At 66.0% G+C, this 21,562-nt stretch carries 20 protein-coding genes, 1 pseudogene and 1 riboswitch; of the genes and pseudogenes, 11 read left to right on the forward strand and 10 right to left on the reverse strand.

Features of this window, described 5'->3' with window-relative positions:
- The coding region (locus tag SALMUC_RS28370) for a calcium-binding protein (RefSeq protein ID WP_020040577.1) at positions 1–1,079 on the forward strand (1,079 nt) is incomplete at its 5' end.
- Positions 1,080–1,245: 166 nt separating this feature from the next.
- On the opposite strand, the gene SALMUC_RS30005 is transcribed toward SALMUC_RS28370, so the two are convergent.
- The 4 genes from SALMUC_RS30005 to SALMUC_RS19280 form a co-directional block, all read right to left on the reverse strand.
- Positions 1,246–1,395 carry a hypothetical protein gene (locus tag SALMUC_RS30005; RefSeq protein ID WP_021120650.1) on the reverse strand — a complete coding sequence of 50 codons (150 nt, stop codon included), beginning with the start codon at positions 1,393–1,395 and terminating at the stop codon, positions 1,246–1,248.
- Between the two features lie 340 nt (positions 1,396–1,735).
- Complete coding sequence (locus SALMUC_RS19270; protein WP_020040579.1) at positions 1,736–2,893, reverse strand: glycine cleavage T C-terminal barrel domain-containing protein; 1,158 nt, start codon at positions 2,891–2,893, stop codon at positions 1,736–1,738.
- Between the two features lie 369 nt (positions 2,894–3,262).
- A complete protein-coding gene (locus SALMUC_RS19275; protein WP_020040580.1) occupies positions 3,263–3,925 on the reverse strand; it encodes a TenA family protein in 663 nt (220 codons plus the stop codon).
- An 80-nt stretch (positions 3,926–4,005) separates the two neighbouring features.
- Positions 4,006–4,121, reverse strand: a riboswitch (TPP riboswitch).
- Positions 4,122–4,708: 587 nt separating this feature from the next.
- Positions 4,709–5,821, reverse strand: a complete 1,113-nt coding sequence (locus SALMUC_RS19280; protein WP_021120652.1) for a zinc-binding dehydrogenase — start codon at positions 5,819–5,821, stop codon at positions 4,709–4,711.
- 346 nt (positions 5,822–6,167) lie between these two features.
- Between SALMUC_RS19280 and lgt the strand changes: the two genes are divergently transcribed.
- Positions 6,168–7,109, forward strand: a complete 942-nt coding sequence (lgt, locus tag SALMUC_RS28375; protein WP_020040582.1) for a prolipoprotein diacylglyceryl transferase — start codon at positions 6,168–6,170, stop codon at positions 7,107–7,109.
- On the opposite strand, the gene SALMUC_RS19290 is transcribed toward lgt, so the two are convergent.
- Positions 7,097–7,723, reverse strand: coding sequence for a DUF6962 family protein (locus SALMUC_RS19290; protein WP_020040583.1), 627 nt, complete (start codon positions 7,721–7,723; stop codon positions 7,097–7,099). The genes lgt and SALMUC_RS19290 overlap by 13 nt on opposite strands.
- 193 nt (positions 7,724–7,916) lie before the next feature.
- On the opposite strand from SALMUC_RS19290, the gene SALMUC_RS19295 reads away from it, so the two are divergent.
- From SALMUC_RS19295 to SALMUC_RS19310, 4 genes are all read left to right on the forward strand, one after another.
- Positions 7,917–8,726 (forward strand): SDR family NAD(P)-dependent oxidoreductase, encoded by an 810-nt coding sequence (locus SALMUC_RS19295; RefSeq protein WP_037372388.1) that lies wholly within the window; start codon positions 7,917–7,919, stop codon positions 8,724–8,726.
- 207 nt (positions 8,727–8,933) lie between these two features.
- Positions 8,934–9,410 (forward strand): NUDIX hydrolase, encoded by a 477-nt coding sequence (locus SALMUC_RS19300; RefSeq protein WP_020040585.1) that lies wholly within the window; start codon positions 8,934–8,936, stop codon positions 9,408–9,410.
- Between the two features lie 24 nt (positions 9,411–9,434).
- On the forward strand, positions 9,435–10,916 hold the full coding sequence (locus SALMUC_RS19305) for an inorganic phosphate transporter (protein WP_020040586.1): 1,482 nt from the start codon (positions 9,435–9,437) through the stop codon (positions 10,914–10,916).
- A gap of 67 nt (positions 10,917–10,983) precedes the next feature.
- On the forward strand, positions 10,984–12,120 hold the full coding sequence (locus tag SALMUC_RS19310) for a hypothetical protein (RefSeq protein WP_245584726.1): 1,137 nt from the start codon (positions 10,984–10,986) through the stop codon (positions 12,118–12,120).
- Positions 12,121–12,416: 296 nt separating this feature from the next.
- Here the strand turns inward: SALMUC_RS19310 and SALMUC_RS19315 are convergent.
- A pseudogene (locus tag SALMUC_RS19315) lies at positions 12,417–14,149 on the reverse strand (SulP family inorganic anion transporter).
- 75 nt (positions 14,150–14,224) lie between these two features.
- Positions 14,225–14,467, reverse strand: a complete 243-nt coding sequence (locus tag SALMUC_RS19320) for a helix-turn-helix domain-containing protein (RefSeq protein ID WP_020040589.1) — start codon at positions 14,465–14,467, stop codon at positions 14,225–14,227.
- 434 nt (positions 14,468–14,901) lie between these two features.
- On the opposite strand from SALMUC_RS19320, the gene SALMUC_RS19325 reads away from it, so the two are divergent.
- Positions 14,902–15,504 (forward strand): LysE family translocator, encoded by a 603-nt coding sequence (locus SALMUC_RS19325; protein ID WP_020040590.1) that lies wholly within the window; start codon positions 14,902–14,904, stop codon positions 15,502–15,504.
- 141 nt (positions 15,505–15,645) lie between these two features.
- Here the strand turns inward: SALMUC_RS19325 and SALMUC_RS19330 are convergent, their stop codons facing one another.
- Both SALMUC_RS19330 and SALMUC_RS19335 read right to left on the reverse strand, forming a co-directional pair.
- Positions 15,646–16,272, reverse strand: coding sequence for a ferric reductase-like transmembrane domain-containing protein (locus SALMUC_RS19330; protein ID WP_020040591.1), 627 nt, complete (start codon positions 16,270–16,272; stop codon positions 15,646–15,648).
- 2 nt (positions 16,273–16,274) lie between these two features.
- Positions 16,275–16,763 carry a peptidase associated/transthyretin-like domain-containing protein gene (locus SALMUC_RS19335; RefSeq protein WP_037372344.1) on the reverse strand — a complete coding sequence of 163 codons (489 nt, stop codon included), beginning with the start codon at positions 16,761–16,763 and terminating at the stop codon, positions 16,275–16,277.
- Between the two features lie 201 nt (positions 16,764–16,964).
- Here SALMUC_RS19335 and SALMUC_RS19340 point away from each other — a divergent pair, with 201 nt between their 5' ends.
- From SALMUC_RS19340 to bluB, 3 genes are all read left to right on the forward strand, one after another.
- On the forward strand, positions 16,965–17,489 hold the full coding sequence (locus SALMUC_RS19340; RefSeq protein WP_020040593.1) for a DUF4269 domain-containing protein: 525 nt from the start codon (positions 16,965–16,967) through the stop codon (positions 17,487–17,489).
- A 533-nt stretch (positions 17,490–18,022) separates the two neighbouring features.
- On the forward strand, positions 18,023–18,199 hold the full coding sequence (locus SALMUC_RS30010) for a hypothetical protein (RefSeq protein ID WP_020040595.1): 177 nt from the start codon (positions 18,023–18,025) through the stop codon (positions 18,197–18,199).
- A gap of 572 nt (positions 18,200–18,771) precedes the next feature.
- A complete protein-coding gene (gene bluB / locus SALMUC_RS19350) occupies positions 18,772–19,395 on the forward strand; it encodes a 5,6-dimethylbenzimidazole synthase (protein ID WP_020040596.1) in 624 nt (207 codons plus the stop codon).
- A 130-nt stretch (positions 19,396–19,525) separates the two neighbouring features.
- Here the strand turns inward: bluB and SALMUC_RS30590 are convergent, their stop codons facing one another.
- Positions 19,526–19,669 carry a hypothetical protein gene (locus SALMUC_RS30590; RefSeq protein ID WP_020040597.1) on the reverse strand — a complete coding sequence of 48 codons (144 nt, stop codon included), beginning with the start codon at positions 19,667–19,669 and terminating at the stop codon, positions 19,526–19,528.
- 353 nt (positions 19,670–20,022) lie between these two features.
- Here SALMUC_RS30590 and SALMUC_RS19355 point away from each other — a divergent pair, with 353 nt between their 5' ends.
- Entirely contained in the window at positions 20,023–21,558 is a 1,536-nt protein-coding gene (locus SALMUC_RS19355; protein ID WP_020040598.1) for a hypothetical protein, read from the forward strand.
- Positions 21,559–21,562 lie beyond the last annotated feature (4 nt).

A 21,562-nucleotide genomic window follows, 5' to 3' on the forward strand; every position in this document is an offset into this window, starting at 1 on the left:
TGCTGGGCGGCCCGGGCAGCGATACGCTGCTGGGCGGCCGCGGGGTCGACACCGTGGATTATTCCGGCGTCACCGCCACGGGCTTCATCCAAATCGATCTCGGCGTTGGCAAAGCCGATGTCGAGGGCTTCGATACACTGATCTCGATCGAGAACGCCATCGGCACGAACGGGGACGAATGGATCTGGGGCTCCGACTGGGAAAATCATCTGCAGGGCCTCGACGGCGATGATATGATGATCGGCATGAGCGGGGCGGACACGCTCGCTGGCGGTGCCGGCGACGACACGATAGTCGGTGACAGCAACTACGACACCGTCGACTTCTTCGGTGCCTCCGCCAGGGTGGTCGTGGACCTCGAGGCCGGAACGGCCACCGGCGACAGCACCGACTCGCTCTCGGGGATCGAGCACGTCATGGGCTCGGACTTCGGCGACTACATTTCCGGCACCCTGATCCACGGCAACCTGCTCGAGGGCTTCGCGGGCAACGACACCCTCACCGGGCTCGATGGCAACGACACGCTGCTGGGCGGGGACGACGACGACACGCTCAATGGCGGCGACGACAGGGACCGGCTCGAGGGCGAGGCGGGGAGCGACGTCCTCGCGGGCGGCTCCCACTCCGACACGCTGCACGGCGGCGCGGGCGACGACACGCTCAACGGCGGCGACGATGTGGACCGCCTCTACGGCGGGGCGCAGGACGACGTCCTCGACGGCGGCGACGCGACTGACTTCCTGACCGGGGGAGTGGGCGCCGACACCTTCGTGCTGTCGGGCATCGGCGACACCGGCGTGGGCCGCTGGAACCGCGACGAGATCCGCGATTTCGACGCCGCCGAGGGCGACGTGATCAACGTCTACCTGGTGGATGCGGACACGACGACCGGCGGCAACCAGGCCTTCACCTACGCCGGAACGTCGTTCACCGGCACGGCAGGCGAGCTGATCCTCAACGACTACGCCTTCTCGGGGGCCAACGTGACCATCGCCTCGATGGACGTGGACGGCGACGCGGTGATCGACGGCCAGATCTACATCGTCGGCGGCGCGGTGATCGGCGACTTCGTGCTCTGAGCCGCGCGGCGCGCGCCGGGTGCCTCAAATTCGAGCATGCGGGGCCGGACTGAATGGCCCCGCGTTTCTTGGACACCGTATTGTGGCGGTCTCTGCTACCGCTCGAACGCGACGGGCGACAACATTCCATTCCGTGCGTGGTTGCGCGTTGGATGGTGCTGCGGACTCATTCCGAGACGTCCGCAGCAGGCGCTCCTTCTTCGCTGATTTCAGGCGCTGTTCCGGCGTCATCGCCCATCTGCACCGACACGAAGCCTACGATGCCCAGGACCGCGACGGCGGCGAGAAGCATCCAGGTATTGCGAGAAATAGACATGATTATACCTCCCATGGCGGGATGATCTTAATGTGCAGGTCACTCCGTGCCTGCCAGTATTAAAACGCCTGCGGCGCGATCGAGGTTTCAATGCCTGGGATGATGGCTTCTTGGTTGGTCGGAAGCCGGATCAAGGATCCGGGCCGCCCATTGGCGTCGGCGGTCACAAGTGGCGGGCGGCATTCTGCAGGCTTAGCGCCGATACCTCGGGCGGGTCTTGACGACACGCAGAGAAGTCCTTCCGCGTCATCAAAGCGAGAAAGACGCCAAGCGTGGTCGCTCATCCCCGACCCTGACCTATGCGGGACGCCGAGACATCCTCGGCGTCCGGGCGTTCATTTCAAGCAACCCGCACTGCGTCTTGGGCAAGAGACTTCTTCGGGTCATAGAAGGGTCGGTCCACGATCTCGGCGCGCAGTTCCTCCGCGTCGCTAACCACCTCGACCGCGTCACCGAGAACCGCATCCTCGGCGGCGATCAACGCCAGCGCGATGTTCCGCTGCAGGCGCGGCGAATAGACCGCCGAGGTGACCTTGCCGATACGCGCGCCATCCTTCGTGACCGGCCAGAAGACTGTGTTCGGACCTGTGAGCGGCTCACCTCCGATCACCAGGCCGACCTGCTTGCGGCTGATGCCCTCGTCACGGATCCGCTCGAGGGCGGCCTTGCCGATGAACTCGGCGTCCGTGTCGAGATTGACCAGGCGTCCGAGCCCCAGCTCGAAGGGGTTCGTCTGCGCGTCCATGTCCGCGTGATAGGAAAGCATTCCGGCCTCGATCCGCCGGATCGTCGACGTGTGCCCGGGCTGCAGACCGTAAGCCGCCCCCGCGGCCATGATCTTTTCCCACAGCTCGTCGCCGCGCGTCTCGTCCCGAAGATAGAACTCGTAGCCCAGTTCGCTGGACCACCCAGTCCGGGAGACAACCAGCGGAATGCCGTCAAGCTCCAGTTCACGCAGCCAGAAGTACCGCAGGTCCAGAATGCCGTCTCCAAACAGGGCCTGCATGATGCGGCGTGAATTGGGGCCCTGCAGCTGCAGCGGCGAGACGTCGGGTTCGCGGATCCTCACATCGAGACCGGAGTGCACGGCCAGCCCCTGGGCCCAGAGGAGGATGTCGCTGTCCGCCAGCGATAGCCAGAACGTGTCCTCGGCCAGACGCAGCGCGATGGGGTCGTTCAGGATGCCGCCGTCTGCGTTGGTGATGAGGACGTATTTGCACTGGCCAACCGCCATCCCGGAGAGGTCTCGCGGCGTCAGCATCTGGGTAAAGCGCGCCGCGTCGGGGCCGGTAATCTCAACCTGCCGTTCGACGGCCACATCGCACAGGATGGCCGTGTTCACGAGATTCCAGAAGTTCTGCTGCGGATCTCCGAAATCCCGCGGGATGTACATGTGGTTGTAGACCGAGAACCCAGTCGCACCCCAGCGGACCGTCGCATCGAAATAGGGCGACTTCCTGATTTGCGTACCGAAACCGAAATTCTGTGACGTCATCATTTTGCGGACCCTCCCAAGGCCGAAAATCAAACCGCCGCCGCCACGCCTTTGCTAGATCGCTCTCGTGTCTCCGTCGTCACGATACAACGCGACCACCCTCCGGCTCGTTGCAGCCCGCGAGGTCTCCCGCCTCGCGAGTATGGCAGTTACGCAGTTCGACGGCGTCGATCTGAAGCAAAACCGACCGAACGAGAGAGGGAACCGGCAGCGGCGAAATCGTGAACGCAGTGCCGGTCGAGGCCCATACGACTGTCCGAGCCCGATTAATCGGTCTTTGACGGATGTCCGATATTGATCCCGGGACGCAGCGCTGGCGGGGTGGTGCAGATCCACATCCGTCGTCCCGCCAATCGGACTCGGCGTCCGAGATCAGGGCCTGTCCGGCGCATTGCCTTCTTCATAGACGGCGTTGAAGAAATCGAGCTCCAGCGACACTGCCCTCAGGAAAAAGTCGCGCGAGATTTCCGGCACCGCCGGACCGACCCGATCCAGCTCGTCGCGCAGGAACGCCACGAACTGCAGAAACTCGAGGTTGTCGTGGAGAGTGATCCACTCGGCATGTACGAAATTTTTCGGCAGTGGCTTCGGGGCGCGCGATGCCCAATCGTAATACAACCCCTCGGCCACGTTCAGGACAGAGAGCACCGCCGCATACGAGCGGGTCTCAGCGGCTTCCCTCATGATCGACTGAAAACCGATGGTCGGCTCTGCATCCGGGGTGGCGGCCCGATCCTCAGGTGTCACACCCAGACTTTCGAAAGCCCGCAGGAAGTAGGTGTTTTCCTCACCCGACACCGTGCCGGCGAAACGACCGAAACGAAGCCTTGCGTCAAGCGTATCGGCCGAAGCCATCGCAGCACCGAGCAGCGACAAGAAACTGTCGAGGAAGCGGTGATCCTGAACAAGGTAGAATGCCATCACCTTGTCGGGGATAGTTCCGGTGTACAGTTCGCTCACAAACCGGTGCTCGACGGCCTTTGTCCAGGTCGGTTCACTGGCTTGCTTGAGCGTCTCGGTGAATTGTTCGGTCATGGTGCTGCCCTTTCTTGGCTGGCAGCGAGACCGCAGATTCTTGACATAGTGCGGCCTCGCAGAGAGGCCGGCAAAGGCAGGCACATCATTATTCCCATCCCTTCGCCGGCATGATCCGGATCAGGTTCGAAGGGTCACCGCGCTGCTTGCGCGAGCGGTTTCTCAGCCTCTTGTCGAGGCTCCCCTTGGCACTTCCCCAATAACTGGAAGTTCTCCCGCTGTCATCGTTTGTGTCATAGGTATCGCCGAACCTGCCGGAGGCCGGAACTGCCGAGCTGACCCCGGCGAATGGTTCAGTCAGAATGCGAATGCTTGGTGGGCGCGGGCGGCAGCGGCGGCCACCTGCGTGGCACCTGCGCAGTGCTGGCCGTCTTCAATATCTTGGCGGTTCATGGGTCCGCTGCCGATGTTGGCCACGATCGACGAACCTGAGCCCGGCGCCTGGGCCGGCCTGGACTGCCGTTGGCAGCTTCATTCACCGAGCTGGGGACATGGGCCAAATTCGCGGGCGCAGCACTATGTCTGGGGGACAGGAAACGCGGCAGAAATGAGCCGCCGGCCACGCCCGCGCCAGTGACGCTGAGGCTTGACAAGGCACCTGTCATGTACCGGTTTGTGTCAGCAAGACGATTGAGCAAAAGGCCGCGTGCTGTCCGTGGATCTCGACGCGGCCTCGGTGGTGCTTGCGGGTGTCATCTGGGGACCGGTCGCGGGCGCCCTGGCCTTGTCGAGCAGAATGACGCCTGCGAGCCTGCGTCCGACATGACCGTGGCGGTCAAGCCATCATGACCAGGGCGTGACGAGGTATTTCTCGCCCGTCTTCATCTGGCGATAGTCGGTCACGGCCGCCTTGGTCAGCATTTCGTCGAGATTGACGCGTGTCTTGTAGTGGCTGGCGAAGGTGGTCGTGAGATTGTCGCGGACGCGTTTGCGCATGCGGTCGACCGTTTCGCTTCCCGCCGCTTGCAGGAAGGGGAACAGCAGCCACCCGGACAGGGTCCAGCCGAAGCCGTAACTCGGCGTGAGCATCGTCGGGCCGGTATCCAGGCGCCCGTAGATGAACATGCGCTTCGGCTGGTTCGAGCCGTAGCGCGAGTAGTCGGTCATCTTGCTCAACGCGACCTGCTCCATGGCCTTGAAGGCATTGTCGACCGCCTGGCCGCCACCGATCGGGTCGAAGCCGTAGAAGGCTCCGGTGTCCTCGATCGCCGAGCTCAGCTGCTGCATGAAGTCGTCATCCGAGGAATTGACGACATGCGTGGATCCAAGTTGCTTGAGAAGGTCGGCCTGGCTTTCCTTGCGAACGATGTTCACCAAGCCAAGGCCATCCTCCTTGCAGATGCGGGTCAACATCTGGCCGAGGTTCGATGCCCCCACCGTGTGCAGGATCGCATCCTGTCCATCCATCTTCGCATTCTCGGCGAACCCCAGTGCCGTCATCGGGTTGACGAAGGCGCTTGCCCCGTCCTCGGCCGAATGATCCCCGAGCGGCAGGCACATGGCGGCGTCGGCGATGCAGTACTGGCTGTAGGCATTGCCCGGCACGCAGGAAACGCGCTGCCCGACCAGTGCCTTTGCGGTCTCGCTGTCACCGGCGGCGACAACCGTGCCGGCGCCTTCGTTGCCGGCCGGCAGCTTGAGGCCGTGGCGCGCTTTGGAGCCCGCGTTGAAGGGCTCGGGCATCGTCGCGACGAATTTTCCATCGGAGTAGGTGGCATTTTCCATGTCTGCCGCGCCGACCAGGATGGCCAGGTCCGACGGGTTGATCGGGGCGGCCTCCATTTTCACCAGGACCTCGTTCCCTGTCGGATCGGGAACGGTCACATCCTCGATCGCGACTGTCAGAGTTCCGTCCGCATCCAGCGTCGTGAACAGTTGCTTGCCGGTGGTGGCCATTTCGGGGGTCTCCAAGTTTCGGTTCTGCGGGGCAAGGTCGCGGTCGGGAGAACATGCCGGCGCCTTGGCCCATATCGCTTTCGCGCTGCCAGATAGTGCTGACGTTTCTTCGGACGAACGGATAATGGCATCGGCCCCGCCGGCGTGCTGCGCAGGATCGCCGATGCGGCGCCATTTTTGCCACCGCGGACTTGTCTTGCGCTTGTATGCCGACCGATGCTCCGGGCGTACAGCTGCTGGCAGCGCGAGGCACGGCGTCGATCAAGAACAGCCCATTGACCAGCATCATGTCGGGCGGCGCGGCAGGCGCGTAGCATTGCGGCAGACTGCTGAAGGATCCCGCGCCATGGTTCATGATTTCGACCCGCAAATCGCGATCACCCCGCTCGGGCCGGTCTACTGGTACGGCGCCGTCTATTCGCTCGGCTTTGTCGGCATCTTCCTGTGGTTCCGGTTCCGGAAACAGGCGCGCGGGATGACCAGTGCCGACGTCTTCACGCTGACGATCCTCTTCGCCGTGGGGGTCATGCTCGGGGGGCGGATCTTCGATATCCTCGTCTACGAGCTCGACTACTACCGGGACCGTCCGCTCGCTGCACTGAACTGGTGGGAGGGCGGCATGGCCTCGCATGGTGTGCTGCTTGGCGGATTGGTCGCGACCGCGCTCTTTGCCCGGATGCGGGGGGACTCACTGGTCGCGCTGCTGGACGAGGTCGTGGTTCCGGGCGCCTTCCTGCTCGCGGTCGGGCGGCTGGGCAATTTCATCGAGGGTGGCGTCGTCGGCTCGGCGACGACCGTGCCGTGGGGATTTGCCTATCCCGATCTCGAGGGCGCCAGGCACCCTGTCGCGCTTTACGAAAGCGCCAAGAACTTCGCGATCCTGCCGGTCCTGGTCTGGGCCATCGGACGATGGCAACCGGGACGCGGCGTCGTCGCCAGCCTGTTCGTGTTCCTCTACGCGGGGCTGCGCTTTGCCGTCGATCTCTTCCGCGACTACGAGGCCGCCTGGCTGGGCATCGGCACCGGGCAGGTCTTCAACCTGCTGATGGCGGGCGCCGGGCTCGTCATGCTGATCTGGACCCTCCGGTCGCCGCAGGAACCGGCGCCGGTCCCGAGCCCGAGGGCACGGGCCGCGAGCTGGTGGCAGGTGGCGGCACTCGTCGTGCTGATCCTATACCCGCTGGGAATCCCCACCAGCTGGACCCGGGCGAACATCGCCGAGAAGCGGCAGGAGACCATGGAAGACGCCCGGATTACGGCCCCCGACCCACCGCGCTATTTCGGCTGAGACGCGAGGGCCGGAACGGAGAGAAAGACCATCCAGAAGGCGACAGCCTGCACTAGGTGATATAGCGCGATGGCCGAGAGGTTCGGGGGCACGGAGATATCGGCGACGATCACCAGCCCGGCCAGCACCGCGAGGACGAGCCCGCCAGCACCGCAGAGGGCACGGCAGTTGCCGGACCTTGCGTAGACGCGCGCGCAGATCACGGCGAGCAGGACGGACGCGGGAACGAGCCCCAGCGCGCCGACAGCAAAGGCGTCGGTCACGCCGGCCGAAACGACCAGCTGACCGACCAGCTGCACCTTGGCCCAGGTCCTTATTCGGCGCGGCCAGGGACCGTCCGGCACCAGCGCGGCTGCAAGGTGCAACGTGGCCGTCGCAGCGAGCGCAAGGCAGGCCATGGTGCCGAACCAGACGTAGCGCCCGGCCGCCGTGTCGCCTGCCGAGAACATCCCGTGCCAGAGCGCGCCGAGCAACGACGAGGCACCCAGCGCGACGAAAACCAGGGCGCAGAGCCTCGACACGGTGCCACCGCGACGCAGCAGGATGACAGCGAAGGCCGCGCATTCCGCCGCCAGCGCAAGATCGGTAAGCGTCACGTCCGCTTCGAGGATCATGTCTGCCGTATCCTTCGAGAACAGGCCGGCCACACCGCGCCCGCCGCGGGGCCGGTCATGCCATTTCCAGGTTCCAGCTAACGGGTCGCGGACGCAGGTGCCTTGTCCGGCATCAATGCAGGACCACGCGGGACGCGTATCCTCGGGCATGGCAAGCCGGCGCCGGGGCCGGGACGAAAACCTGGAGCCGGGCATGGCGCGCTCACCCAACACTGACCGACCGCGCCTCGCGATCGTCACGGGAGCATCGAGCGGCCTGGGATTTGCCTTTGCCCACCGGCTGGCCCGCGAGGGCAGTGACCTGATGCTCGTGGCGCGCAACCGGGAGCGGCTTGACGCCTGTGCGGCCGAGCTGGCCACCACCTGCGGCGTGACGGTCGAGACCATCGCTGCAGACCTTTCGCAGCCCGAGACGGCCGCTCTCGTCTTCGCGCGGCTGGCTGCGCTCGGGCGCCGGGCCGACGTGCTGGTCAACAACGCCGGCTTCAACCTCTATGGCCGGTTCGAGAAGAGCGACCTCGACCGCGAGATCGAGATGATCCGGCTTCACGCCATCGCCGTCACGCAGCTGTCGAAGCTCTTCGTGCAGGCGCGCGACCGGTCCCGCGTCAACAGGATGGTGAACGTCGCCTCGGTCGCGGCGCTGGTGCCCGGCCCGTATGTCTCGGTCCACTTCGCGACGAGGGCGCACCTGCTGAGCTTTTCGCTCGCGCTTTCCGAGGAGTTCCGGGGCACCGACGTGAGCGTGACCTGCCTCTGTCCCGGACCGATGCGATCGGACTTCTTCCGGCGCGCAGGCATGACCGACGTGCGGCTCGCGAGCGGCTGGCCGATGAAGAGCATGGCACCGTCCGACGTCGCGACCTGCGGCTATGACGCGATGCTGCGGGGAAGGGCGATGGTCATCCCCGGGCGTCGCAACCGGATCTTCGCGGTCTTCGCCCGGATCGCGCCACGCCAGCTTCGCGTGCGCTTCACCAGATGGATCATGGGCCGCACCTGACCCACTGGCCCCGACCACCTATGCGCCGGCCATCGATATGGACGAGGCGTGACCTGCTCGGGAGGACCTCAGCGGAGGCGATACAGACGACCAAAGGTCCGGCGACGCTGTCAGGCGACGCCAACGCCAAAGGACCGAGGCTGCCGGCAAGACGTTGAAGCCGCGGAAACAAAAGTGTTACACAAGGCGGAAATGTCGGGAATGCCCATGTTAAACGCGATCTGGTCCGAGTTCATTCAGCCCATCATGAGACGCCCGTCGCGTTACCAGGTGGCGGCTCTGTGCTTTCGGCGCGATGGTGAACGACTGGAGATCCTGCTCATCACCTCGCTCGAGACGCGTCGATGGATCCTGCCGAAGGGCTGGCCCAAGACCGGCTTCGACGCGGGGGGCGTCGCGCTCGAGGAAGCTTGGGAAGAGGCCGGCGTGAAGCCGCGCGGCGGCAAGCCGCGCCTGATCGGGCGGTATCGCTATGACAAGCGCCTCCGGGGCGGGATCCCGCTGCCGACGGACGTGGACGTCTTCGCGATCGAAACCGAGAAGCTCTACGACACCTATCCCGAGGTCGGGCGCCGCGAGCGTCGCTGGATGTCGCCGCAGGATGCGGCCGAAGCGGTGGATGAACCGGAGCTGAAAGATCTCCTCGCAAACGCCGACGAGCTGCTTGCCGTTTCCTCGCGATAACCCCTTTCTTCGAAGAGTAGACCAATGAGCGAGAAGGACAGCTCCTACAGCTGGCAAACCCTCGACCGTGACCTCAACCGGCTGTCGCGGCTCGAGGCGGCAACCATGTATGCCGCGCGCCCGCTCATCGGTGTCGGGTTGTCCCTGCTGTTCGTGGGCGTCGCGGCGATCGCCGCCGGGCTGATCGTCGGCCAGACGCCGGGCGCGCTCTTCGTCATCGTCGCGGCGGCGTTCGGCGCCTACATGGCGCTCAATATCGGCGCGAACGACGTGGCCAACAACATGGGCCCCGCGGTCGGGGCCCGGGCCCTCTCCATGGCCGGGGCCATCGCGATCGCGGCGGTCTGCGAAAGCGCGGGCGCGCTTCTGGCCGGCGGGGACGTGGTGAATACGATTTCCAAGGGTATCGTCGCGCCGGAAAGCCTGGTCGAGGGCCGGGTGTTCGTGACCGCGATGATGGCGGCGCTCCTGTCCGCCGCGCTCTGGGTGAACCTCGCGACATTCATCGGCGCCCCGGTCTCGACAACGCATTCCGTGGTCGGCGGCGTGATGGGCGCGGGCATCGCCGCGGCGGGCCTCGGGGCTGTCAGCTGGCCGACGATGGGGGCCATCGCGGCGAGCTGGGTGATCTCGCCGGCGCTCGGCGGTATCATCGCGGCGGCGGTCCTCGCCTTCATCAAGTGGCGGATCATCTACGTCGAGGACAAGATCGCCGCGGCCCGGACCTGGGTGCCGGTGCTCATCGGCCTGATGGCCGCCGCCTTCGCGAGCTATCTCGCGCTCAAGGGGCTCAAGCGGGTCATCTCGATCGACCTCGGCACCGCGCTTCTGATCGGGGTGGTTGCCGGTGCGCTCTGCGCGGCCGCGGCGGCTCCGCTGATCCGGCGCCAGGCGCGCCATCTCGAGAACCGCAACCGGTCGCTCAAGATCCTCTTCCGCGTGCCGCTGGTCATTTCCGCGGCACTGCTTTCCTTTGCTCACGGCGCGAACGATGTCGCCAACGCGGTCGGCCCGCTCGCCGCCATCGTCTACGCGCAGGAGACCGGCGGCGCCGCCGCCGAGGTCGCCATCCCGGTCTGGGTCATGCTCATCGGCGCGATGGGGATTTCCGTCGGCCTGATGCTGTTCGGGCCCAAGCTGATCGCCATGGTGGGCGGCCAGATCACCAAGCTGAACCCGATGCGCGCCTATTGCGTCGCTCTCTCCGCGGCGGTCACCGTCATCGCCGCCTCGTGGCTCGGCTTGCCGGTCAGCTCCACGCATATCGCGGTCGGCGGGGTGTTCGGGGTCGGCTTCTTCCGCGAATGGCACGCCGAGCGCCGCGCCCGCATGATCCAGAACTCGCGCCCTCCGGCGCAGAGCGTCCCGAGCAAGGAACGGCGCCGCCGCAAGCTCGTCCGCCGCTCGCATTTCCTGACGATCGCCGCGGCCTGGATCGTCACCGTGCCTGCCGCGGCGATCCTGTCGGCATTGTGCTACCTGGCACTGTCGTTCGTGTCGGTCTGAGGTCTTACCCGACGCCCTAACGGCCTGTTCATTCCGACGCCCTGACGCGGGGGAACGCAACGCATGCGTGCGGCGTTGCCTTCGCAAAAAGAACGCGTCTGAAATGAACAAGTTTCTTATCGGCAGCGCCGTTGCGCTCGCTCTGACCTCGACATCCCTGTCTGCCGCTCCGATCCGTGCCAAGGGCAGTTTCGCGCAGGTCGGCACGGGCAACGCAGAACAGATCTGGCTGACCCAGGGCAAGAGCGGCAAGGGGAAGGGCAACGGCGCCGGCGGCCAGAAGCGGCTCAAGAAAGGCAATGGCAACGCCGGCAATGGCAACGGCAATGCCGGACGCGGCAATCGTGGCAACGGCAATGCCGGTAACTGGAAGGCCCAGGCAGGCAATGGCAATGCCAAGCCCGGAAACGGGAATGAGCAAGCCAGCAATGGCAATCCCGGAAACGGCAAGCCCGCGCACGCCGGCGGACCGAAAAACAACGCGAACGGCAACGGCAACGGTGCCAACGGCCGCCGGGCCTTCACCCCGGCAGAGCGCGAGGAAGCCGTCAGCCGCTTCGCCTCGACACCGGCCCCGGAAGGCCGCGACATGACGCGAATTCTGGGTGCGACGGCCCTCGCCCTGGCGACACCGCAGCTTGTCGTGGCGGACACCCCCGAGAACGAGCTGAACACCCACAGCAACTGCTCGCCGGGCCTTGCCAAGAAGGATCCGCCCTGCGTGCCGCCGGGCCTCGCAAAGAACGGCATGAGCTACGACGAATGGGCATCCTACGATCAGGACGATTACGACGAGTTCTGGCTCGAGCGCCGTGAAGACTGGCTCGGCTACGAACGCGATTTCGATCCGAACCCCGATCTCATGCTGCTGCGATCGGACCAGATCGCGCGGCTCTATGATCTCGATCCCGCGCCCGAGGGCTACCGGTATGACCTCATCGATGGCCTTCCCGTGATGCTCGATCAGGAGGACTACAATTCGCTGCTGCTCGTGAACCAGATGGCACAGGTGGCAGACCTCGCGGACGGCGTGCCCATCGCCCCGATGGCCGCTCTTACGCAGAACGAACTGATCACCATGTACCGCCTGCCACAGCTCGGAGCCGACGAGAACTACGCCATGGTGAACGGTCAGCTCGTGCGGATGAACGACTCGGCGTACGGGCTCCTGCAGATGCTCCGCATCGCGCGGGCCGTGCTGTAAGCGTCCCGGCCGGAAAAGGCGACTGCTCTGGACCTCGTGGCCCGAAGCGGAAAGGCGAGCGGCCGCCGATCAACCGGCGGCCGCGTGGCTGGTGATGCGACAAGCCAGTCGTTCGCACTGTCGCACGCGCAGGCCCCGGCGCCGTGGATGGTGTCTTCTTCGTCCAGCGCAAGCTCATCCTGTCCGGCGCGCCGAGGGACGTGATATTGCACGCCCGGCGACTCCCGGGAGGACAGGGCACAGCGGGTCTGGCCGGGTCATGTGCGCTCGCACGTCCGGACCTTGCCGCCGGCCAATCACATCTTCAAATTCGGTTCCTGACCGATGGCGTTCGCCTCGCGCAGCTGTGCGACGGCCTCGTCGACCGCCCTCGCGTGGTGGACCCTCGGAGGCTCCAGGCCGTGGGCGGAGAGGACGCGCCGGATCTCCCGGCTTGCACCCGTGAGCCAGAGCGCGACACCCTGCTTCTGCGCCTTGTGGGCAAGTCCCTCGATCATGTTCGCGCCGGTCGAATCGAGGAACGGCACGGCGGAAACATCGACGATCAGCGCCTTGTGGGTATCCTGGATGCGATCCAGCACGGACCCGATCGAGGCGGCCGCGCCGAAGAACAGCGCACCGGTGATCCGGTAGACCACCACGTCGGGGCTCTGCGCCTGCTCCTCGTCGTAGTCACCGCGCGGATGGGCGGTATCGGCCTCGTCGCGCCCGACGAAGACGCCGTCTGCCTCGACCTCGATCGCGCGGCTCATCCGATGGATGAATAGGACCGACCCGAGCGCGAACCCGACAACGATGGCCTCGGTCAGATCCCGGAAAATGGTCAGGAAGAAGGTCGCGCCCAGGACCGTCCCTTCGCCCCAGCCCGAGCGGACAAGGATCGCGATGGCCGATTTCTCGATCATGTTCCAGGCAACGACGGCGAGCACGCCGGCGAGCGCGGCCAGTGGGATGTACGACGCGAGGGGCGCCGCGACCAGCATGAACAAGAGCAGGAACGCGGCGTGCAGCATGCCGGCCACCGGGCCATGCGCCCCGGCGCGCACATTGGTCGCGGTCCGCGCGATCGTGCCTGTCACGCAGAAGCCGCCAAAGAGCGACGAGCCGATGTTGGCCGCGCCCTGGGCCACGAGTTCGCAGTTCGACCGGTGGCGGCGCCCCGTCATGCCATCGGCGACGACGGCCGACAGCAGCGACTCGATGGCCCCCAGCAAGGAGAAGGAGATGGCGGCCGGCAGGACCGCGACGATGGCCTCCGCCGAGAGCGGCGGCAGGCGCGGCGCCGGAAGCGAGGAGGGGATGCCGCCGAACCTTGTCCCGATGGTCTGCACCGGCAGAGCGAGCAGGGCGGTCGCAATGGCTGCAACGGCGACGGCGATCAGCATGCCCGGCCAGCGCGGGCGCCAGCGTCGCAGGCCGAGGATCACGGCCACCGTGACAAGGGCAACGCCGACCGCGGCGGGCGTCAGGCTGGCCCGTGCGTCCCAGAGAGCCGGGATCTTTTCCACCAGTTCGCCCGGTTCGTGGTCTAGCGTCAGGCCGAAGATCTCGCGGATCTGGCTGGCGAAGATGATCACGGCGATCCCGGCGGTGAATCCGACCGTGACGGGATACGGGATGAACTTGATGAAGGCCCCAAGCCTCAGGACCCCGGCGGCGGCCATCATCAGACCCGACAGGAAGGTCGCGAGGATCAGCCCCGCCATGCCGTGCTGCGCCACGGTCGCGGCAACCAGCACGATGAAGGCTCCGGCCGGCCCGCCGATCTGGAACCGCGATCCCCCCAGCAGCGAGACGAGAAAGCCGCCGACAATGGCCGTGTAGAGCCCCTGTGTGCCGGGCTCGCGCCCGAGGCGATGGCAATGGCCATCGAAAGCGGCAGCGCCACGATGGCGACGGTCAGTCCCGCAATGGCATCAGCGCGCAGCTGAGACGGGCCATAGCCTTCGCGCAGGACGGTGACGAGCTTTGGAGTGAACAGCTCGGAGAACTTGGGGGCGTCGCTTTGCCCGGGGGTCTTGTCTTTCATCTGCGGCCGCGCCTTTGAAAAGGAAGCGGCGGGATCGTCGGCTTGGTGTCGGCGGTCGCCGTCGCGGGTTGGGGGTCAGTCTGTCGGTGGAGGCGCCTTCAGCCTCACGCCGCGTCCGTTTGCCGTGCTGACGGCGCCTTCTGCGATCAGTTCGATGCCGGCCCCTTCGAGAGCCGTGACGACCTTGGTCAGGCTGTCCACGACGCCGCGGACATTTCCGCTGCCCGCTTCCATCCGCTGGATCGTCGGGACGGAAAGTCCCGCCATTCGAGCCAGCGTCTTCTGGTCGATGCCGAGAAGGGCGCGCGCCGCGCGCATCTGTGGACCTGTAATCATGATGCCAATGTGAACTATGATGATCGCTGTTTAAATCATCATTCATGACATTTCAAATATCACAATGTGCGACATCCCGAAGCATGGTGGCCCGTCGCGCGATGGAAAGCCCGCCATTGAAATGCCGCTGGCGCGGAAGGTCCGCAAGGAGCCTTCGAGGGCGAACATCGCTCCAGCTTCGTCGACAGGACGAACCGTCCTGAGCCGCCTTTGACCGTTGCCCGGCCGCGAGGCGAGAGACGTATCCCGGCTCTTCGATTGCGTTCGCCCGGGTCCCTTTGGTTCCGGAAACCGGATTGTCATCGACGTTTGCATCAGGGCAGGGCGCCGGACGCAGAGCCATTGTTGCGCAGTTTACCCGAAGGGCTCGCGGCGGTAGCGTTCCCGGGTTCCCGTCCGGCTTGGAGACCTGGCCCATGAGCCTCGAGTACCTGTTGACCGCCTTCATAATCTGCCTCTCGCCCGGCATCGGCGTGGTCTACACGCTGTCGTCAACGCTCGGCGGCGGTATCCGCGCGGGCTTCTGGGCCGCGGTCGGCTGCACGATCGCGACCGTGCTCCACCTCGTCGTCGCGATGGCGGGCCTGGCAGCGGTTCTGCACACCAGCGCCGTGCTGTTCCAGGCGATCAAGTTCGCCGGCGTCGCCTACCTGATCTGGATGGCATGGGCCGTGCTGCGTGACCGAGGCGGGGTGTCGGTGCGCCCCTCCGAGCCGGTCCCACCCGGAAAGCTGGTCCGGCGCGGCATCCTGCTGAATGTCCTGAACCCGAAGATCCCGCTGTTCTTCATGGCGTTCATTCCCCAGTTCGTGCCGGTCGGCAGCCCCGTTTGGCTCCTCGTCGAACTGGGCCTCGGCTTTTCGTCCATGACCTTCGTCGTGTTCATGGGCTATGTCGCGGTCGCGGCAACCGGGCGCGAGCGCCTGCTGCAGAGCGAACGGGCCATGAACTGGATGCGCCGCGTTTTCGCGGCGTCCTTCGCGGCGCTCGGGCTGAAGCTGGCCGGCGAGGGGACGTAAGGATCTAAGGGTCGACTGACGATGGCCGGCTCCGGACCGATTGGAACTGCCTCGGTGGCGCAGTGGCAGCCAACCCGGCCATTCGTGCGGGGCACCACAGGACCCGCCCCTCTGGAACCGCCGGCTGGCGAAACGAACCGGTCATTTGCCGGCCTGTCTTCGCCAGCCCCGCAAGGCCCCGGTCCAGGGCTTGAGCCGTCCCACAGTCAGCGCCAATGCACCGACCGCCACCGCGCACATCACCGTCTTCGATACGGTGCCCATCGTGCCTTCGATCAGAACGGCGTGCGCCACGCTTCCGACCACCACGACGGAGGCCGCCGTGGTATGTGACAGCCGCCAGGACTGCGGGCGCAGACGGAGTTTCCTTCTGAAACCGGCGAGCAGCGCCGCCGCGATCAGGGCCCACATCGCCACGACGCCAAAGACCGAGAAGGCCGTCGGCGCGGTAAAGGTCAGCGCATCGACCATGTCGGGCGGGCTGGTGATCCAAAGTCCGGCGACATGCACGGCAATGGCGCTCAACAGCGCAACGCCGGTCCAGCGATGAACCCGCCGCCCGGCGCGCATCGGGATCCCGGGCAGCAGTCCGGCGGCCAGCAGGGGCTGCACCAGCAAAAGTGCCAGCGCGATCACTCCGGCAAAGCCTGCCGCCACGTAGACGGGCCTGCGGTACTGCAGGTACTCGCTCCCCGCGGCAACAGCCAACGATACGGCGACGATGCCCGCAATCGCGCACCAGACGAGGATCGCGCGCAGGACGGTCAAGGTCAGGCGGGCTGCAGCACGAAATGCGCGGCGAGGCTCGTATCCCGGGCGCTTGCCATGACCGGGCGGAGAAAGACCGTCTCGAAGTCGCCGCTGTCGTAGGCAAGATGCCCATGCGGTTGTCCGAAGGTCGGCACGATCTGCGGCATCTCGAGCTGGAACATGCCCTCGGCGTTCGTCAGCGTCGCGCCGTGGCTGCGGGCGTCGCTCTCGCGGCCCTCGGTGGTGTGGGCCCAGATCTGGATGCGGATACCCTCCAGCGGTGCGCCGTCACCCGCGCGGCGCACGGTGCCGGACATCATGAAACCGCCGCCCCCGATCCGGTCCACGACGGGAGCGCCGGGCCGGTAGTTGTTCGCACCGCCGCGCATCGACGTGCTCGGAGCGAGGCCCTGCGAACGCAGGGGCGACACCAGACCTGTCCCGGCTGTGAGCAGTGCTGCAGCCCCTGTTGCGATGAAGGTTCGGCGGGGCATCGAAGTTTGCGGCATTGAAAGGCCTCCCTTCGTCAAGGCGTTTGTCCGGAGACTAGCCTAGACTGAATCCGGGTCGAGAAACGATTGCCGGCCGCAGCCGCACAGTCTTGTGATCGGCTCCTCCTTGGGCTGTTCACTGTTCAAGGACCTATCCAACCGATCCCTCGGGCCGCCCCGAATGCACTTGCAGCCAGAAACCGGTCTCTCGAGAATGACATGATGAAGCCGCCCTACGAAGATGTCATCGAAGAGCTGGACGTCCTCGCGCGGCTCGCCGAGTTCTCGCCGGTTGTCATCGGCACGCCTCCGCTTGGTCTCGCGACCGATGACAGCGACATCGATATCGCCTGCTCATCGCCCGATTTTGACCGGTTCTTCGCTGTCGCCGGTCGCGCGTTCGACCGGATGGAGGCGTTCTCCATGCGCCACGTGGATCACCTTTCGGCCCCGGCAGCCGTCGCGTCGTTCAGGTCGATGGGGTGGGAGGTCGAACTGTTCTGCCAGAAGGTCGCCACGACGCATCAGTGGGGCGTTCGGCATTTTCAGGTCGAAGCGAGGCTCATGGCATTGGGACCGCACCTGAAGGACGCGATCATGCAACTGAAACGAGAAGGGCTCAAGACGGAACCCGCCTTTGCGACGGTTCTGTCGCTCCCGGGCGACCCATATGTCGCGATGCTCGAACTGGAAGCCTTCGATGATGCGCACCTTCAGCACGTCATCGACGCGGCAACCGGATGACGGAGCCTCGTGCCGTATTCTGGTGCACAAGGACAGATTCACATGCCGTTCCAGCCCCGAACCGACTTTGCCTGGTTGGCGAGACCGGTCCGCCGAGGCTCACGCCCGAGGTGATCGTTCGCGGCGCCGTCAGGGCGCGTCGACAACACCATCGACCTGATCGCCCACCTCGCGCGTGACGCCGACAGCATGGATGTGTAGGAGTCGCTCGGAACGCTGCGTAAGCGGCCCCACCTGCGAAGCGGTGCCGCCTCGACATCGGCCTGCAACATGGCCGGGAGTGGGGAAATAAAGCGCCGCTCGGCCAAGCTTACGGAGAAGGCCGAGCGGCGCAACCAATGCGCGTTTCCAGGAATCGCTATGGTTGTATCCAACTATGCAACAATCCACCTATTGGGGCAACGGTCAATCCACGCCGCGAATGGGAAACCGGAACGACGGCTGAAAACCGCTCGCCATCGCCGGTCGTATCTTGTGTGCAGGCCGTCGCGAGTTCACGACCTTGCGCTCATGGCCGCGTCCGGCGTCGTGACGTGGCGGACCTGGACCGCGGGCAGGGTGTCGATCTCGGCAACGGCGGCGGGCTTCGTCGCTGGTTGCTGCAGGGTCGATATCGGCTGCTGCGCGACGGCGTCGAGGACAGCAGACTGCAAACGCTGTGGGCGCGGCCCATCGGCCGGGAGACCTGCGTTTCGGTCGGATATTCCTGAGAAGAGGGAGGCGGCGACCCTCAGGGAGGAGGAGAGAGGGTCGCCGCTGATTTCCAGGATTCAGGGAGGAGGAGAGAACCCTTGGAAAACCTTGGGCACATCGCTGCGCCGTTGGGAAACAGATAGCCAGCGCTGCGCTGCAGAACAACGGTCAGTAATGCAGACCCGTTCTGAGCCTCGTGCATACCAGCGCCGAGATCTTTGGCTGACGTCATCATCGACCGACCCGGCCCGCACGGGAACGGGCGCCCGAGCGGATCGGCGGCATCGCCGCGCGCCATAGCTTGCGCAACCCGGCCTCGACTGCACCCTCGATCGCTGCAATCGCAATAGAAGGGGCAACGCCGGCGCGGGCGCGCGGCGATCCTGGCAATTCACCGGCCCGGGTTGCTGCGAGAGCTTTCGGTTCCGGAACAGAGGGCGGATCAAGGCCTGGGGCGTCTGTGCGCGGCAGTCCCGCCAAACCGCATGTGCCGGTCCGCTCCCGGAGCTCGGAGCCACGCGTGGCCCGCAAACCGCCGCATCAATTTTCCGGCCTGCACCTCGCACCGTTTTTGCTGTAACCGGCGGGCATGGACCTGACCGACCACCACCGGACCGCCCTCGAAGAGATCCTGACCTGGCGCCGCGACGTGCGGCACTTCCGCCCCGACCCGGTCGACCCGGCCGTGCTGGACCGGCTGAAGCGGCGGATGGAGCTTTCGCCCTCTGTCGGCAACGCGCGTCCCTGGCGCGTCGTGCAGGTCGAAAGCCCGGGGGTCCGCACCCGCATCGCCGACAACTTCGAGGCCTGCAACGCCCGCGCCGCAAAGGCCTACGACGGCAGCACCATGAGCGACTATCTCGCCCTCAAGCTCGCGGGGCTGCGCGAGGCGCCGGTCCATCTGGCAATCTTCACCGATACGGGCGCCGAGGAGGGCCGGGGGCTCGGCCGGCAGACCATGCCCGAGACGCTCGCCTATTCGACCGTCATGGCGATCCACACGCTCTGGCTGGCCGCCCGGGCCGAGAACATCGGCGTGGGCTGGGTCTCGATCCTCGAGCCGGACACCGTTTCGGCGATCCTGCAGACGCCCGAAAGCTGGTCGCTGACCGGCTATCTCTGCCTCGGTCATGCCGAGATGCAGGATGACACGCCGCTGCTGCACAGCACCGGCTGGCAGCGGAACACCCGGACCGACTGGCAAGTGGTCTGAGGGCCGTCCCATGCGGCCCGGAGCGGGCCGCAAAAGCCTGCGGCCCGCCTTTGTATGATGTCTCGTCCGACCGTGCCGTGCCGCGCCAGCTGGTCACGGCCGATCACCGGTCAGAGCACGAGACCTCGGTTCACTCCGAAGCTTCCGCGGCGGGTGCTTCGTCCGTGCCGGCTTCCGGTTCCATGGCCTCTTCCGTGCCCATGTTCATGGACGCGAAGGCGACAATGACCAGAACCGCAACGACCGCGACAATGATCCAGGTATTACGGGACATGTGTTGCCCTTCCAGTTGGTGGGTATGCACTCCCACGCTACGGCTCAAAGTCCGATCGCGATATGACGGGACGCAGAGGGGCGCTTGGGGCGGCGGAACGTCGCCTCTGGAGCGGCGGATTGTTGCCTTGGACGGCCTCCGGTTTCCCGCCGCCACCGCGTCACGGTCCCCACTGCCGCTGGACATCGTCGTTGAGCGGGGGGCCGTTCACCATGGCCCGGCTGCCCCGATTTTGGCCAAGACGCCATTCGCGAGATACGGGATCAGTCGGCCATCGACTTCGGTACGATCTGTCTTGACAGGCTCGCCCCGGATGCTGCGTCTTTGAACCTGCAACCGATGGGGAGTATTGGATGTCCCGTCTCAATCGCCGCGATTTGATCGCCTCCCTGGGGGTTGGGGCATCGTTGCTGGCAAGCCGCGCCAATGCCCTCTGCGATGTCTGGCGGGACGAGATCGCCGGCGTGCCGACCAAGTCGTACCAGTGCACGGTCTCCGAAGGGCAGGTTCTGACAACCACCTTCATGCGGCTCAGCGACGTGATGTTCGACAGCGCAGGCGGCGCGCCCCTCGATGGCCCGGCGGGCGAGTATCAGAGCCTCGTGCGGGGGCATCGCCTCATCGAGACGCCCGCGCTGGAAACCTTCTCCCGTCTTTTCGAGACGCATTCCTTCGCCTTCGAGCCGTCGAATCTCGAGGTGGAATTCGACATGCGAGGGCAGGGGCTCTCCGGCCGCGAGGATCTCTCGGGCGCGGGCACGGAGGGCCGCCGCTGGCGCACCCTGGGCGTCTGGGACGAAACGCTGGGCCTCTTCATGCCGGCCTTTCCGCTGCCGGCTGTGCTGCGCAGAGCGATCGAGAACAGAAGCGGTGTCGCCGGTCCGCGATTCCTGCGCCATGCCACGGCCGAGGACTTCCGGGATCTGGATGCCAAGAGGCAGGAATACGTCCGGCTCTGGGGCGCCAACGTCGAGGACCGCGCCGATCTGCTGTCCTTCGGCAATCTCGACATGCTGGCCGACATCGAGGCGGGCAGCGTGGAGGGTTTCCTCCCGTTGCTGTTCCACGCGGGCTTCGGTCAGGACGGTTGCAGCGGGGCGGCACGGGGCGGCGCGCTCTACGTTCCGCCGGCGCTCTACGTGGACGTCGCCGTCTGCAGGAACGACGGGGCGGAGCCGGCCGAGATCGAGGACATGTTCGGCGCGGCCGAGACCACGACACGCCTGCGCCCCTATGATCCCGCCACGCCCCCGCGTGAAGAGCGGTTCGGCTGGCGCCCGGTCACGCTCGCGCCCGGGGAAAGCCTGCTGGCCGTGCAGCGCCTCATCTTCGGCGCGCGGCCGACCACGCTCGACGAAGAGACCATTCCCGCCACGCGGGCCGTTTACGGACCCACGCATCTGCCGAAGGGTGTCATCGTGAAGGGTCAGCCGGTCGCGTTCGACGGACGCTCGCACAATGCCGTCATCCTGGCGTCCTATGCCAACTGCTGCTCCTGTCCCTATCTCGAAAGCTGGTGCCCGCGGGCCGAGGAGTGGATCGATCACGGCAAGGTCCTGGCGGAATGCGATGCGCCGGAAAGGGCCGGAAGCGAGACGCGCCACTTCCGCGATGCGCGCTGCCGTTTCCGCATCTCCGAGCGCGAGCACGAGGACACCACGCTCACCGCCGCCCGCCTGGACGTCACGCTCGATGACGGGACGACGCGGGTGTTCGAGCTTCTCGACGCGCCCCGGCGGCTGACCATCGGCGAGAGCTGCGAGCTTGCCGTCGAGCTGCCGCCGGGCATCGCGCGCCGTGCCAGGTCGTCGGCACTCACCCTCTGGGGGCATTACGAGAAGTTCACGCAGGCGCGCTTCGAGGCGCGGTCCCTTGCGCTGACGACCTGAGGCG

Origin of the sequence: Salipiger mucosus DSM 16094 (assembly GCF_000442255.1) — a bacterium.
GTDB classification, from domain to species: Bacteria; Pseudomonadota; Alphaproteobacteria; order Rhodobacterales; family Rhodobacteraceae; genus Salipiger; species Salipiger mucosus.